We start from the raw sequence: 14,126 nt of genomic DNA on the forward strand, positions 1-14,126 counted from the left end.
CGCTCCTCGTCTTCTCGATGCGTCACGCATCTCGATGTCGTGGTCGGAGCCTTCCCGACCGCTCTGATCGACGGCAGGGGGTTGACAGCAACGCGGGAGGTCAGCCCTGGGGTGCGCCCGCCGACTCGGTTGCGCCGGGGTCTTCGGCGACCTCGGAGGGCTCCGGAACCACGTACAGACCGCTGGGCGCGTTCGCCGTGAATGCCAGCGCTTCGATCCATGCACGGTTGATCGACGGCTGTCGGCTGCCGAAGTACTTGAAGACCAGCGAGCTGCCCGGCTGAATCCAGACGGTGGTGCGCCCGCCGCCGACACTCGCGTCTTCGCGCCAGCTGAACGGGAAGGGCTCACCACGACGCAGCTTGGCCGTGATGACGAGCTGAAGGTGCGTGAGAGCGCGATCCTCGATCTCGGTCTTCACTCCACCTTCGTAGATGAACTTTCCCATGTGCTCCTCATTCGGCTCTACGGGCGTCCCGGGCAACTTGTCCGAATCGTTCCCTGTAAGTAGCGTATGGCCTATGGGCATGCTGTACTACGGCGACGCGAAGAATCCGATCCAGATCGATGATCTGGCGTTGGCTCACCTCAAGGTGGTCATCGCGACCAAGCTTCGGCGGAACGAGAGTTTCACCCTGTCGTGGCGGCATCCGGAGGGAACGCCCGTCGGAAGATCCACGATCTGGTTGCATCCGTCGATCCCGCTGCGCTTCGTGTTCGACGAGCCGGTCGCGCCGGAGCTGCGCCCCGAATGGATCACCACCATGGCTCAGTCGGCGAACTCCAGCGGCGGCATCAACCTGGTGACGGTCGATCCGACATTGAGCGCCACACCGGCGGCCCCGATCGACGAAGTCAACCCCTTCAGCGCATCAGCCGCAGCCCTCTAGGCTGGTGATCCCGACTCCGAGGAGGGCCTTGCCATGAACGCACGACACATCGACGATCGCCCCGATGAGGGCAACACCCCGACCACCACCCACGCGGAGTGGGGCGCCGGCAATCCGCTGCTGCGCATCACGCGCGACGGTGAGCGCATGGAGTTCCCCCTGGATGCCGAAGTCGTCCACATCGGCTCCGCCGCAGGCAATGAGCTCCGACTCGCCGAGACCGACCCGGTGCACGCCACGGTCACCCACGACGACCGCGACGAGTACGTGCTGACGCTGCACGGCGCGGGCGAGATGAACGCGAACCCCGGTGCGGATGCCACCCACCCCGGCGACGCGACCCAGACTCTCCGCACGGGCGCCCGGTTCACCGCGGGTCCGTGGACTCTCGTGTTCAACCGCGAGGAGTTCGCCGATCACGGCCGTCCGTTCGGCGGACGCAAGGGCGGGGAGTACTCCGACCAGCCACTGCAGAACCCGCGCCCGGATTACGACCAGGGCTCCCCCGCTCCGGCCGAAGACTCCCGCGACTCGTGACAGCGGATGTCGCCCGCCTCAGCGAGCTCGCGCAGTCGCGCGGACTGCGCGTCGCCGTCGCGGAATCGCTGACGTCGGGACGGCTCGCCAACGCCGTCGGCGCCGGGGAATCCGCCTCGGAGTGGTTCGCCGGGGGTGTCGTCGCATATTTCACCGATGTGAAGGAGCGCGTGCTCGGCCTGACGCCGGGCACCGATCCGTGCTCGGCGGAATGCGCCCAGCAGCTCGCCACCGGTGCCCGCAAGCTCCTCGACGCCGACATCGCCGTGTCGACGACGGGTGTCGGCGGCCCGGGGCCGGAGGGCGGACACCCGCCGGGCACTGTCTACCTCGGCTGGGCGACCGCCGACGGCGCGGGCCACCGCCGCCTCTCTCTCACCGGCGAGCCGGATGAGGTCATGGATGCCAGCGTCGAAGCGGCACTGCGCCTGCTCGCCTTCCATGCCGAAGGCCTTCGTCCCGCGGGCCCGCGCCGCGGTGAAAGCAGCAGCCCCGCCTCCTGAGCTCCGCCCTGCACCGTGGCCGTGACCGGCTGCACGCGGGAGCGTGGCGTCAGCGCCCGGGGACCAGTCCGATCCGGGGCGGTGCTCCGGGCGCTGCGGCCTCGACGAGCGCGGCATCGATGTCGAGGAGCGGGCGGACCGCACCGACGGCATCGGCGAACGGATACGCACGGCCCCGCCCGGCGAGGAAGGCCACGGCCTCGGCGAGTTCCGCTCCGGTGTAGTTGTGGATGCCGGCGACCGTGACCAGTCGGCGCACGATGCTCTCGGCGTTGAAGGGCACCGGGTCACTCGGGAACACACTGCCGACGAGCACGACCGTTCCGCCCACTGCGACTCCTTCGAGCGCCTCGGCGACGGCGTGGCCCGACGCCTCGATGACCACGTCCGGCTCTCGATCGATCTCACCGGCTCCGAACCGCGCGGACAGTGCCCGCCGGTCGGGGTTCGGGTCGAGGACTTCAACTGCGGCGCCGTGTTCCGCGGCGATCGCGGCCGCCGACAGTCCGACCAGCCCTGCGCCGTGGATGCGCACCGCGGCACCCTCGAGATCGCGATCCCGCCCCGCGCGGGCCACTGCCGCCCACGCGGTCGCCGTGGCACATGATGCCGGCGCCAGCACGGATGCCGGCAGAGCTTCCGGAACCCGAACGATGGCGGTGCCGTCCCGCAACTGCACGTGCGTGGCGAAGGCTCCGGTGAGATCGCCGTGGGTGCCCACGCGGTCATGCCCGTATTTGCCGAGCTTCCGACACTTCTGCGGCATCCCCTGCAGGCAGCGGTCACAGTTCGCGCAGGAGATCGTCACCGACCACACCACGCGATCGCCGATGCGCAGCGGGGTCCCGTCGACGGCGAGTGCGCCGGCATCCCCCGTCGCGATCACCCGCCCGACGCTTTCATGTCCGAGCACCAGCGGAGCCGGAGCCGCACGGCGGCCCTGCACGGTGTGCACGTCCGAGCCGCAGATCGTCGACATCTCCACCGCGACAAGCACGTCACCGTCTGCGAGCGCGACGCCGGGCACCGCGATCGTCTCATGCGGGTGCCCCTCGCCCACCCACACCATGGCCGTCGCCGCAGGACGCAGAGTGACATCTCTGCGGTGGCCGGGGGGACGGATCAGCAGCGTGCCCATCTCGCGCCGCCTCAGGAAGACGCGACGAGTCGGAGCAGGCCGCGCTCGGCGAGCACAGCGCGAAGCGCGGTCACGTCGTCCAGCACGGCATCCGCACCGGCCGCACTGAGTGACGGCCGGTCGTGGGCTCCGCTCAGGACACCGGCGACGAAGCCGGCGCCGGCCCGACGACCGGACTCGACATCGCTGACGGTGTCGCCGACGACGGCCACTGCGGCGACGGCAGAGGCCCCCGTGCGAAGGAGCGCCGTGAGCACCAGATCCGGCGCGGGACGCCCTCGACCGGCATCCACCGGCGACAGCACGAGATCGACCAGACCGTGCCAGCCGAGGCCGTCGATCAGAGCGTTCCTGGTCACGGGGGCGAATCCGGTCGTGAGCACGACGGTGAGGCCGGCATCCTTCAGCCCTTGGATGGCGTCGGCCGCACCGGGGATCTCGGCGACACCCTGCTCCGCGACGATCTCCGCGTAGGCGCCCTCGAACGCGGCCGTGGCGCGCTCCGCAGCGGCGACATCGCCGCCGGCGAGATGCGTGAACACATCGATCTTGGACTGTCCCATGGTCACGCGCACGTGGTCGAGGGCTTCCTCCCACGGCATCCGATCGGCGACACCGGTGCGCTCCGCAGCGCGCTGGAACGCCTGCTCCACGACGCCGTCGTCGAGCACCGTGGTGCCGGCCATGTCGAGGACGACGAGTTCGAGCGGAATGGTGGTCATGATGTTCCTTCCATAGCGGGTGCCCACCCGAAGGCGGCGGTGAGATTCTCTTCGGCGAGCCCCAGACCCGTTGTCATTCCGATACCTGTCGTCGCTGCCAGGACCAGCGCGCCCTCATCTCCCCGGTCGATGAGGAACTCCTGCGGGCCCTTGGCGTAGACGCCCTGCCACCGCTCGAGCACGCGCGGCGTCGGCATGTCGAACAGCGCCTCCGCCTCGGCGAGGAAGGCGGAGAACGCCGCCTCCGGCTGAAACGGCGGTGGCGTCACGGCGGTCGCGTGCGAGTCGCCGATGATGAGAGTCCCGTCCGGCAGCTGCGTGTACATCTGATTGAGGTCGAGCGCGGCCAGATCCGGGCGCTCGACGTGCAGGCGCTCACGCAGGACTGCGCCTTCGGGGGTGCCCGCGAAGCGTCCGTATCGCACCAGAGACCAACCGGTGAGGAGCGGAGCCATGAGCGGATGCGGCACCGTCACGGCCGCGCGCATCATGTCCAGTGCACAGCGGACGATGCCGTGCCGTTCGGCGACCTCGGGCAGCAGCTGGTCGAGGTCGTGGCCTGCCGCGACGACGATGTTCTCGCTGCGGATGATGCCGCGCGTGGTGTGCACGGCTTCGGTCGACAGCGACGAGACGGCGGTGCGGAATCGGAAGTCCACGCCGAGAACTGCGAGATGACGCACGATGGCGGATGCCGCGGAACGCGGATCCGTCTGCAGGTCGGTCTCGATGTGCGCGCCGCCGCGGAGCCCTTCGCGGCGGAGCGGGGCCGCGCGCAGAAGCTCGTCGACGTCCAGCATGCGGATGCCGCCGTCGCGCGAAGCCGCTTCGAGCACGGCGATCTCGTCGTCGTGGCGCGCCGCGACCAGGGTGCCCGATTCACGCAGCCAGAAGCCGGCGTCGACGGAGAGCCGCAGCCACAGGTGCCGCGAGGTGTCGGCATAGCGCCGCGCCTCGCCGCTCTGCGCGCCGATGCAGAGGTGACCGAAGTTGCGGATCGTGGCGCCGACCGGGGCATCGGCCCGATCCACGACGATCACCCTCAGCCCACGGCGGACCGCCGCGTAGGCGGCGCCGAGCCCCACGATCCCCGACCCGACCACGACCAGGTCCGCCGTGTCCTGCGCGCCGCTCACCGGAACACCTTCCTCATCCACATCGCCAGCCCTTCGACGACGAGCACGGTGACGAGGATCATCAGCACGATCGCCGTCACGGTCTCGTATCGTGAGCCCTGGCTGGCATTGAGCAGGTAGTAGCCGACCCCGCCGCCACCGACGATGCCGAGGATCGTGGCGGCACGGATGTTCGTGTCGAGCATGTAGAAGCTGTGCCCGATCAGCGCCTGCATCCCCTGCGGGACGGTGGCCGAGGCATAGGTCTGGAGACGTGTGGCGCCCACGGCGCGCAGGGCGCGTTCCGGTCCGCCGGCGACCTCTTCGAACGAGTCGGCGATGAGTTTGCCGAGCAGTCCGATGCCACCGAAGGCCAGCGCGATCACGCCCGCTTGCGGACCGAGTCCGGTGATCACCACGAGGACGATCGCGAGGATGAGTTCGGGAACACCGCGGATGCCGACCAGCAGGAACCGGGCCGCTCCGCGCGCGCCCGAGCTGGGCGCGACGTTGCGGGCCGCGAGCGAGCCGAGCACGATCGACGGCAGGAGCGTGAGCACCGTCGCGGCGAGGGCGATCGCGACCGTGTCGCGCATGGCCTCCAGCATGGCGGTGGCGTCATAGCTGCCGAAGGACGGGGGCCAGAACTTGGACGCCACCTCGGGGAGCTTGCCCCAGAACGTGAAGAAGTCGAGCCAGTTGATCTGGCTCACGACGATGCTTCCCACCACGATCGACACGGCCAGGATGCCGGCGATCGTGTGACGCACACGTTGCACGGTCCACGGGCGGCGCACTGCCGTCTCCGGGTTGGCCGCCCATGCCGGGCGCGTGGCGGCGGATGCCGTCGCGGCGGTCTTCAGCCGGGGGTGCAGCAGGCGGTCGATCCAGGAGCGGGTCTGCTTCTGCCGGCCCAGCATCGCTCCTCGCACCATGCTGGAGACGATCTCCATCACGATGCAGAGGATGAAGATGACCACGGCGATCCCGAGACCTTTGCCGTAGTTGAGCGCCTTGAACGCGTACGACATCTCCAGGCCCAGCCCCGCGACGCCCACGTAGCCGAGCACGACGCTGCCGCGCAGATTGATGTCGTTGCGGTGGAGCACGGTGGCGACCCAACTGGGCAGCACCTGCGGAAGGATGCCCGCCGAGAACTCCTGCATCTTCGACCCGCCCGCGGCGCGGATCGCGAGCCGCGGGCCCTCATCGATCTGTTCGATGGCATCGGCGAACATCTTCGAGATCATGCCGATCGAGTGGATGCCGATAGCAAGGATGCCCGGGAGCGTGCCGAGCGAGAACATCAGCACGAACGCCATGGCGAGGACCACATCCGGAAGGGAACGGGTGAGCACGCCGATGAACCGCGCGGCGGCACGCCAGCCGTTGCCGGGCGTCGTGTTCGACGCGGCGAGGTAGGCGATCGGTACCGACAGCACCGCGGCGAGGAGGGTCCCTACGAGCACGAGCCCGACGGTCAGCGCGATCAGCCAGGCGAGATCGGCGGGTTCCGGGAAGGACAGTCCGCCGACGCGGGCCATGAAGTTCTCGGCATTGCCCCAGCTCTGCGCCATCGCGGGGAGCGAGATTCCGACCTCGTTGACCGCGAAGACGCCGACCACGACCAGCGCGACCAGGGTGAGCGATGCGGCGATCCGCTCGGGCGAGACGGGCCGCTTCGGCGCACGGTCGGCGACGCCGCCACGGCCGTGCATGCCGGTCCCGTGGCTGCCAGATCCTGTCGACGGACCGCGGGTCCCCGACCTCGCATCGCGCACGACGGTCATGGCGTCGCCATCTCAGCCGCGGCATCCGCCAACTCGAGCGTCAACGCGGCCATCTCGGCGGTCGTCGTGGCGACCCGCCCGTAGATCTCCATGACCTCGGCCTTCGTCAGGTCCGTGGTCGGGGTGTTCAGCACCACTTCGCCGTGCCGGAGGCCGACGATCCGGTCAGCCCAGCTGATGGCCAGGTCGACCTGGTGAAGACTGCAGACCACGGTCAGGCCCTCGTCTGCGGCGATCTCGCGGATGAGAGCCATGACCTGGTCGCTCGACTCCGGGTCGAGGGAGGCGACGGGCTCGTCGGCGAGCAGGATGTCGGGCTTCTGCATGAGCGCGCGGGCGATGGCCACACGCTGCTGCTGTCCGCCGGACAGAGTGTCGCTGCGCTGGTAGGCGCGGTCGAGCAGGCCCACTCGGTCGAGATGTGCAAGGGCCGTGAGCTTCGACGCCTTGGAGTAGCCCCAGAGCCCGAGCCGCGGTCCGCGGACGCCCGAGAGCGAACCGGTGAGCACGTTCTCCAGCACGGTGAGCGAGGGGACGAGCTCGAACTGCTGGAAGATGAAGCCGACGCGACTGCGCAGACGGCGCAGCGCCTTGCCCTTCAGTGAAGGGACCGAGGAGCCCAGGACCTCGACCGTTCCCGCCGTCGGGATCTCCAGTCCGTCGATGTGGCGGAGCAGGGTCGACTTGCCGGAGCCGCTCAGGCCCAGCAGCACGACGATCTCGCCCTGCGAGACCTGCAGCGATGCGTTGTGCAGCGCAGTGGTCGAACCGAACGTCTTCGTCACGCCCTCGAGGCGGATGAGGGGATCGGATGCCGCGTTCATGGTTTCTCCTAGGACTCGTGGGGAAGCGGTTCCCCGGTCGTTGAGCGAGCGAAGCGAGACGAAACGCTTCCGGTCGTTTCGTCTCGCTCGCTCAACGACCGAGGAGACGGATCAGCCCTGGCACTGCTCGGCTTCGGTTTCCTTGCAGATGTCGCGGATCAGGTCGTAGTAAGCGTCGTCGACCGGCTTCGTCTCGTAGAAGACGCTGCGGAAGCCTTCGGAATCGGCGCTGTCGATGCCGGCGGCGATGATGTCGTCGATCGTGACCTCGGCGAGACCGTCGATCAGCATCTGGGACACCTCGTCAGGAAGAGCCGAGGAGTACACCAGAGGTGCGCCGGGCACCATCGTCTCGTCGATGACCTTCACGGCGTCCGACTTCTCGACCTCGGAGTCCTCGGCGAAGCCCGCCTCGCACTCGACACCTTCGCCGGTCTTCTGGACGCTGACGTCGTGCTTGCCGGCGAACACCGGGGTGATGTCGGCCTTCGGGTCGATGTCGGCCTCGAGCAGGTTGAACGACGGGAAGAGATAGCCGGAGGTCGACGACGGATCGACGAAGCAGACCTTCTTACCCTTGAAGTCGGCGATGCTCGAGATGTCGCTGTCCTTGGGGACGATCGCCTGCGAGTAGTACCCGGGCTCCTGACCCTCTTCGGTGACGATCGAGGAGATCGGCGTCAGTTCCGCGCCGTTGTTGGTGGCGGTGACGTACGTGAAGCCGGAGAAGGATGCGACATCGACCTTGCCGGCAACCGCAGCCTCGATGAGCGCGGCGTAGTCGGTCGACTCGTGGTACTCGACCGTCTTGCCGCTGATCTCGGCGATGTAGTCCATCAGGGGCTGGTAGTTCGTCTCGGTGTCGACCGAGTCGGGGACGACGCCGAAGACGAGGGTGCTCTCGTCGACCGCGAAGCCGCTGCCGGAGGAGGAGTTTTCCGACCCGGCGGTGTTGGTGGCCTCGGCCGTGCCGGAACAAGCAGCCAGGCCGAGTGCGAGGAGCGCGACGCCGGCGAGGGCGGGAAGAGCGCGAAGCTTCATGAGGACCTTTCAGGGGTGAGGGGTGATCCAGAGAAACTCTCGCAGAGGCGAGATCGAGAAATATACCTAACTTGGAAGTGTTCAACGGTCGTTTACCCAGGATTCGCCTGAGTGAACACGGGCGGAACGGGCGAGCAGACAAACGAATGGTCAAGTAATCTACCTATGTGGCCGAAGCTGTGTACACCCAGATTGCCGATGACCTTCGCGCACAGATCACCGCAGGCGCACTCCGCCCCGGCGACGACGTGCCGACCGAGGCGGAACTCGCCGAGCGATGGCACACGTCGCGCGGCCCGATTCGCAACGCTTTGGCAGCACTGCGCGGCGAGGGGCTCATCGAGACCAGCCGCGGTCGCCCCGCGCGCGTGGTCGCGCGGAAGGCGAATCAGGCTGTGGACGTGTCCGTACCGTTCACGGCCTGGGCGAGGGAGCTCGGCGTCACCCCCGGGGCGCAGACGCAGGAGCTGAGCCTGCGTCGCGCGGGCAGCATGGCAGCTGCGCTCGGCGTGGCGCCCGAGGACACCATCGTCAGCGTCGTGCGACTGCGACTGCTCGAAGGACGCCCGACGATGCTCGAACGCCTCAATTACACCGAGGTCGTGGGAAGGCAGCTGTTCGACGTGAACCTCGACGACGTCTCGATCACGCAGTACCTGTCATCCGTCGGTCACCCGATCGTCAGCCTGCAACACGTCATCGACGCCGTTGCGGCGGACGAACAGGATGCCGCACTGCTGCGCGTCCCTCGGGGCACCCCCATCCTGCGGCTGAGTCGCACCTCTCGCGACGCGGAGGGACGCATCTTCGAGGCGTCCGAGGATCGGTACCTCAGCGAGGTCGTACGCTTCACCGTGGCGGCATCCGGGATCTCGAACGATGGCCACTACATGCGGGCGGTGGGCGGCTGACCCGGCGACCGGCTCGTACTCCGGACTGTCCTGAGGGACGTCCTCCCCCGGGCAGCGGAGAGCTGCGGTGCCGACATACGGCGGAAAGAAAAGGCGATCGCGAGCGCGCAAGTGTTTCAGAAGCCAGAAAGACCGCGCTCGCGATCGCAGCGCTGGGGACGCTTTATTCTGGGGAGCCTTCAGGATATTTCCGCCGAGGGCTCTCTTTACAGAGACGAACGTCGAGACTCAAGTGGACTTTCGTCCAGTGTTTGACGGCGGCGGGGCCGGAGTCTCGCGGTATTCCCTCAGTTTAGCCGTCGTCGTCACGCGATCGGCAGACGCGCCGACACTTCCCAGTGCTCGTCGACTTCGCCGGCGCTGAATTCTCCGCGCGCGCCGAGCACGCGCTCGGCCATTCGCCCGAGACCCGTACTGCTCGACGAAAGTTGACGCCGCGGCGTGGTCGGAAGCGGACTCCGCAGCGTGAGGGCCGCCGTGTCATCGTCGAGGTCGAGTCGGATGAGGACTTCACCGGGTCCGGCGTACTTCAAGATGTTCGTCGCCGACTCACGGACGATGCGCGCCAACACGATCTCCGCGGCGCGCGGTATGCGCTCATCGCGGGCGTCTCCGACGATGCGCACGGAATGTCCGGCCGATTCGAACTCCTGGCGCGCCTCATCGATCGCGTCGGCGAGGTCGCCGGTCTGCATTCCGGCCGAACGGGGTCCGTCGTCGGCGATGTCGATGACGAACCGGAGGTCGGCCATCGCCTTGCGCGCTGCCACGCGGATCGCTTCCCGCGAGCCGAGGCTCGTCTCCGGGTCTTCGAGCATCTGCACGTGCAGAGCCACCACAGTGAGGTGGTGGGCGATACTGTCGTGCAACTCGCCGGCGATCCATCGTCGCTCGGCGAGAACTGCCTGTCGTTCCTGTTCCGTACGTTCCGCGAGCTCGAGCTCCAGGCGCCGCCCGCGAGCGGAGGCGATTCGAAGCGCGAAGCCGACGGCACCGGCAACTGCGGCGAAGATGAGGAAGAGGCCGACGTTCACATCGACATCGGCGTCGCCGTTGGCGACAACCGCCGCTGCGACCAGAAAAGCGCCGGTGTACGACAGGATCAACGAGGTCCACCCCAGCCTCATGACCAGACCGGCCGCCACAGCGGCGGCGGTCAGAACCTGAGACTCGGAACCTACGAGAAAAGACAACGCGAACACGACGCCGAGGGCGCCTGTCGCGATGAGGGGATTCCAGATATAGAGAGCGAAAACGGCTGTGGAGGAAATGCTCACCAGTACGGCGAGCGGACTCACACCCGGAGTCGCAAAGAAGGAGATGAGGTCGAGGACGATGGTGATGGAGATGATCGCCAGGATGACGATGCGCTCTACAGCGCTGAGCCTTTCGCCTCGGCCTAACCGGAGTGCATCTGCAGAATCCCCGGTCGTGTGGTCGAAGGCCATGGTTCACTATCTCCTATTCGCCAGGTACTCTAGCGGACGAGACCAAAAAACTTGCCAACCTGCTGCCAGAAAGTCATAGCGTTCACCTCTCTTTGCTAGTCGAACGTCGAATGCGATACCCCATCTTCTCGGCGATCAAAACTGAGCACATCTGTCTCAAGTTCAGACCTCGCTAGCCAAAGGTCTACGTCTCCGCGATCGAAAGCCACCGCCGTTAGGCTTCCTCCATGCCTGATATCCGTGTCGTGATCGTCGACGACGACCCCTTGGTCCGATCTGCGCTGTCGCACTTCGTCTCCCGCGACCCGGAGATCACCGTCGTGGCGCAGGCGGAAGACGGTCTCGAGGCGATCGAGACGGTGGAGCGCGAACAGCCCGACATCGTCATGATGGACGTGCAGATGCCGGAGATGGACGGCATCACCGCAACGCGGGCGATCGTCGATCGGTGGCCCGACGTGCGCGTGCTCGCCGTCACGACCCTTGACGGCCGTGACACCGTGCTCCCCATGCTGAGCGCCGGCGCATCCGGCTACCTGCTGAAGGATTCCACCGCGGAGGAGATTCTCGCGGGGGTGCGCGAGGTACACAGCGGAGCGAGTTCCCTGTCGCCGCGGATCGCGTCCATGCTGATCCGGCACGTGCGCGACACCGAACCGGCCGCCGTGGACACCGCGGCGCTGGAGCCGCTGACGGAGCGCGAAGCAGAAGTGCTCCAGTGCCTCGCGAAGGGCATGTCGAACGCGGAGATCGCGCGCACGCTCATCGTGTCCGAGGGGACGGTGAAGGCGCACCTCGGCCGGATGATGTCGAAGTGGCACCTGCGCGATCGCGTGCAGATCCTCGTCACGGCTGCGCATGCCGGGCTCGTGAGTTTCCGCTGACCGGATACCGGCTCCTCGACCCGTCTCCGGCGCCACGCCTCGTCAGACGGCCAGCAGAACGATCCCGAGCACCACGACCAGCGATGCACCGATCCGCCAGCCGGGTCGCGATTCACGCAGCGCGAACACGCCGAACAGGCTCACCAGCACCACGCTGACCTCGCGCAGCGGCGCCACCAGCGCGACGGGCGCGATCTGAATGGCGTTCAGCACGAGGATGTACGACAGCGGCGAGAGGATGCCGAAGGCGAGGATCCGACGCCACTGCGTGCGGCCGAGCGCCCACACGGCGCTCCAGCGCCGACCCACCGCCAGAGAGTAGAACGGCACCTGCAGCAGTGTCGTCCCCACCATGAACGCGACCGGTGAGACGTCCCAGGTGCGCACGACGTGCGCGTCCCAGATCGTGTAGACCGCGATGGCCACCCCGGTGAGCAGCCCGAACAGCAGCCCTGGGTCGATGCGACGCGTGGCTTCGCCGCGTCCGCGATCGACCAGGCCGATGGCCACGACACCGACGATGATGGCGGCGACTCCGACGAGAGCGACCGGGGAGGGCCTCTCCCCGAGCAGCAGCACGGCCACGATCACCGACAGGAACGGTCCGGTGCCGCGAGCGGTGGCGTAGACGGTCGACAGGTTGCCCTCACGGTAGCCGCGTTGCAGCACGGCCATGTACAGGACGTGCAGCACGGCCGATACACCCACCCCGAGCGCGAACGAGCCGAGGTCGTCGGTGCCGAGACCGCCGGTGAACGGCACGACCCCGATCCAGACGATGACGCTGCTGACCGCGCCCCACCACAGGAACGGCGATCCCGCGCGACTGACACCGTGGGCGATGATGTTCCAGGCGGCGTGCGCGACGGCGGCCCCGAAAACCAGGGCAAACGCGAGAGCAGACACGAGGAGACACCTTAGTCGAGGCGAGCGAACGCCCCGCAGACCGCAGGGCAGGATCGTCCCGATACCGCGACTACGCTCGAATCACGCCCCGTCTTCAGGAAGGCCCCGCATGCCCGTCACCCCGGTCGCACTCGCCCATGCCGACGATCTCGCCGATTTCGTAGCCGCCTCCCCGTCGAGCTATCACGCCGCCGCCGAGGTCGCCCGCCGATTGGAGGCGGTCGGCTTCACGCGGCTGCGCGAGGAGGAGGCCTGGCCGACGCAGGCCGGAGGCCGCTTCGTCGTGGTCCGCGATGGTGCGGCGATCGCCTGGGTGGTGCCGACGGATGCTGCGCCGACGACACCCGCCCACATCTTCGGCGCACACACCGACTCCCCCGGCTTCAAGCTCAAGCCGCAGCCGACGACCGGATCCCGCGGCTGGCTCCAGGCCGCGGTCGAGGTGTACGGCGGACCACTGCTGAATTCCTGGCTCGACCGGGAACTGCGCCTCGCGGGTCGCCTCGCGCTCGCCGACGGCCGTGTCGTGCTCGCCGACACCGGCCCACTGCTGCGCCTTCCGCAGCTCGCCATCCATCTCGATCGCACCGCCAACAGCAGCCTGGCCCTCGACAAGCAGACCGAGACGCAGCCGGTGTGGGGCCTGGGCGAGGCAGCCCAGGCCGACATCCTCGCCGAGCTCGCGGCATCCGCGGGCATCGGTGCATCCGACATCCGGGGGTACGACGTGGTGCTCGCGGACTCCGCCCGCGGCGCCGTCTTCGGCAAGGACGATGCGTTCTTCGCCGCCGGCCGACTCGACGATCTCGCCTCCGTGCACGCGGGCCTCGTCGCCCTCGAGGCTCTCGTCGACGCCGGTACCTCCGACGGTGCGAAGGGAGCCCCGATCGCCGTGCTGGCCGCTTTCGATCATGAGGAGCTCGGCTCAGCCTCCCGCTCCGGTGCCGCCGGCCCGTTCCTGGAGGACGTGCTGGAGCGGGTCTACGCGAATCTCGGAGCTGATGGATCCGCGCGCCGCCAGGCCTACGCCTCGTCGTGGTGCCTCTCGAGCGACGTGGGCCACTCGGTGCACCCGAACTACGTCGCCAAGCACGACCCCGTGGTGCAGCCCGTGCTCGGTTCCGGCCCGATCCTCAAGCTCAACGCCAACCAGCGTTACGCGACAGATGCCGTGGGCACGGCGTCCTGGCGAACCTGGTGCGAGCGTTCCGGCGTGCAGCCGCAGGAGTTCGTCTCGAACAACGCCGTGCCGTGCGGTTCGACGATCGGTCCGATCACGGCCACCCGTCTCGGCATCCGCACGGTCGACGTCGGCATCCCGATCCTGTCGATGCACTCCGCCCGCGAGCTCGCCGGGGTCTCCGACCTGCACGATCTGACTCGCGTGACCGGGGCGTTCTTCGTCGGCTGAGCCCGA

At 68.1% G+C, this 14,126-nt stretch carries 15 protein-coding genes; 6 read left to right on the plus strand and 9 right to left on the minus strand.

Annotated features, from left to right (window positions below; genetic code table 11):
- Positions 1 to 100: 100 nt before the first annotated feature.
- Positions 101 to 448 (minus strand): ATP-dependent DNA ligase, encoded by a 348-nt coding sequence (locus tag D7252_RS01810; RefSeq protein ID WP_120773831.1) that lies wholly within the window; start codon positions 446 to 448, stop codon positions 101 to 103.
- A gap of 73 nt (positions 449 to 521) precedes the next feature.
- Here D7252_RS01810 and D7252_RS01815 point away from each other — a divergent pair, with 73 nt between their 5' ends.
- From D7252_RS01815 to D7252_RS01825, 3 genes are read left to right on the plus strand one after another with little or no spacing between them, the layout of a single operon-like run.
- Positions 522 to 890 carry a hypothetical protein gene (locus D7252_RS01815; protein ID WP_120773832.1) on the plus strand — a complete coding sequence of 123 codons (369 nt, stop codon included), beginning with the start codon at positions 522 to 524 and terminating at the stop codon, positions 888 to 890.
- Positions 891 to 923: 33 nt separating this feature from the next.
- Entirely contained in the window at positions 924 to 1,427 is a 504-nt protein-coding gene (locus D7252_RS01820) for an FHA domain-containing protein (protein ID WP_120773833.1), read from the plus strand.
- On the plus strand, positions 1,424 to 1,930 hold the full coding sequence (locus D7252_RS01825) for a CinA family protein (protein ID WP_120773834.1): 507 nt from the start codon (positions 1,424 to 1,426) through the stop codon (positions 1,928 to 1,930). Before D7252_RS01820 ends, D7252_RS01825 begins: the two co-directional genes overlap by 4 nt.
- 49 nt (positions 1,931 to 1,979) lie before the next feature.
- On the opposite strand, the gene D7252_RS01830 is transcribed toward D7252_RS01825, so the two are convergent.
- From D7252_RS01830 to D7252_RS01855, 6 genes are all read right to left on the minus strand, one after another.
- A complete protein-coding gene (locus D7252_RS01830) occupies positions 1,980 to 3,068 on the minus strand; it encodes an alcohol dehydrogenase catalytic domain-containing protein (protein WP_120773835.1) in 1,089 nt (362 codons plus the stop codon).
- Positions 3,069 to 3,079: 11 nt separating this feature from the next.
- Positions 3,080 to 3,790, minus strand: coding sequence for an HAD family hydrolase (locus tag D7252_RS01835; RefSeq protein ID WP_120773836.1), 711 nt, complete (start codon positions 3,788 to 3,790; stop codon positions 3,080 to 3,082).
- Entirely contained in the window at positions 3,787 to 4,926 is a 1,140-nt protein-coding gene (locus D7252_RS01840; protein ID WP_120773837.1) for a TIGR03364 family FAD-dependent oxidoreductase, read from the minus strand. The genes D7252_RS01835 and D7252_RS01840 overlap by 4 nt, the downstream gene beginning before the upstream one ends.
- Positions 4,923 to 6,623 (minus strand): phosphonate ABC transporter, permease protein PhnE, encoded by a 1,701-nt coding sequence (gene phnE, locus D7252_RS01845; RefSeq protein WP_120773838.1) that lies wholly within the window; start codon positions 6,621 to 6,623, stop codon positions 4,923 to 4,925. The genes D7252_RS01840 and phnE overlap by 4 nt, the downstream gene beginning before the upstream one ends.
- A 68-nt stretch (positions 6,624 to 6,691) precedes the next feature.
- Complete coding sequence (gene phnC, locus D7252_RS01850; protein ID WP_120773839.1) at positions 6,692 to 7,519, minus strand: phosphonate ABC transporter ATP-binding protein; 828 nt, start codon at positions 7,517 to 7,519, stop codon at positions 6,692 to 6,694.
- A 111-nt stretch (positions 7,520 to 7,630) separates the two neighbouring features.
- Positions 7,631 to 8,560 carry a phosphate/phosphite/phosphonate ABC transporter substrate-binding protein gene (locus tag D7252_RS01855; RefSeq protein ID WP_120773840.1) on the minus strand — a complete coding sequence of 310 codons (930 nt, stop codon included), beginning with the start codon at positions 8,558 to 8,560 and terminating at the stop codon, positions 7,631 to 7,633.
- Positions 8,561 to 8,727: 167 nt separating this feature from the next.
- On the opposite strand from D7252_RS01855, the gene D7252_RS01860 reads away from it, so the two are divergent.
- Positions 8,728 to 9,471: a GntR family transcriptional regulator gene (locus tag D7252_RS01860; protein WP_259461030.1), complete on the plus strand. Its 744-nt coding sequence runs from the start codon at positions 8,728 to 8,730 to the stop codon at positions 9,469 to 9,471.
- A 305-nt stretch (positions 9,472 to 9,776) separates the two neighbouring features.
- Here the strand turns inward: D7252_RS01860 and D7252_RS01865 are convergent, their stop codons facing one another.
- Entirely contained in the window at positions 9,777 to 10,919 is a 1,143-nt protein-coding gene (locus tag D7252_RS01865; RefSeq protein ID WP_120773841.1) for a sensor histidine kinase, read from the minus strand.
- Between the two features lie 227 nt (positions 10,920 to 11,146).
- On the opposite strand from D7252_RS01865, the gene D7252_RS01870 reads away from it, so the two are divergent.
- Complete coding sequence (locus D7252_RS01870) at positions 11,147 to 11,803, plus strand: response regulator transcription factor (RefSeq protein ID WP_251050566.1); 657 nt, start codon at positions 11,147 to 11,149, stop codon at positions 11,801 to 11,803.
- A gap of 42 nt (positions 11,804 to 11,845) precedes the next feature.
- On the opposite strand, the gene D7252_RS01875 is transcribed toward D7252_RS01870, so the two are convergent.
- Positions 11,846 to 12,709: an EamA family transporter gene (locus D7252_RS01875; protein WP_120773842.1), complete on the minus strand. Its 864-nt coding sequence runs from the start codon at positions 12,707 to 12,709 to the stop codon at positions 11,846 to 11,848.
- Between the two features lie 109 nt (positions 12,710 to 12,818).
- Between D7252_RS01875 and D7252_RS01880 the strand changes: the two genes are divergently transcribed.
- The gene (locus D7252_RS01880) at positions 12,819 to 14,120 is read left to right on the plus strand and encodes a M18 family aminopeptidase (RefSeq protein WP_120773843.1); all 1,302 of its coding nucleotides are present in this window, start codon (positions 12,819 to 12,821) and stop codon (positions 14,118 to 14,120) included.
- Positions 14,121 to 14,126: the final 6 nt, after the last annotated feature.

Source organism: Microbacterium sp. CGR2 (genome assembly GCF_003626735.1).
Classification (GTDB): domain Bacteria; phylum Actinomycetota; class Actinomycetes; order Actinomycetales; family Microbacteriaceae; genus Microbacterium.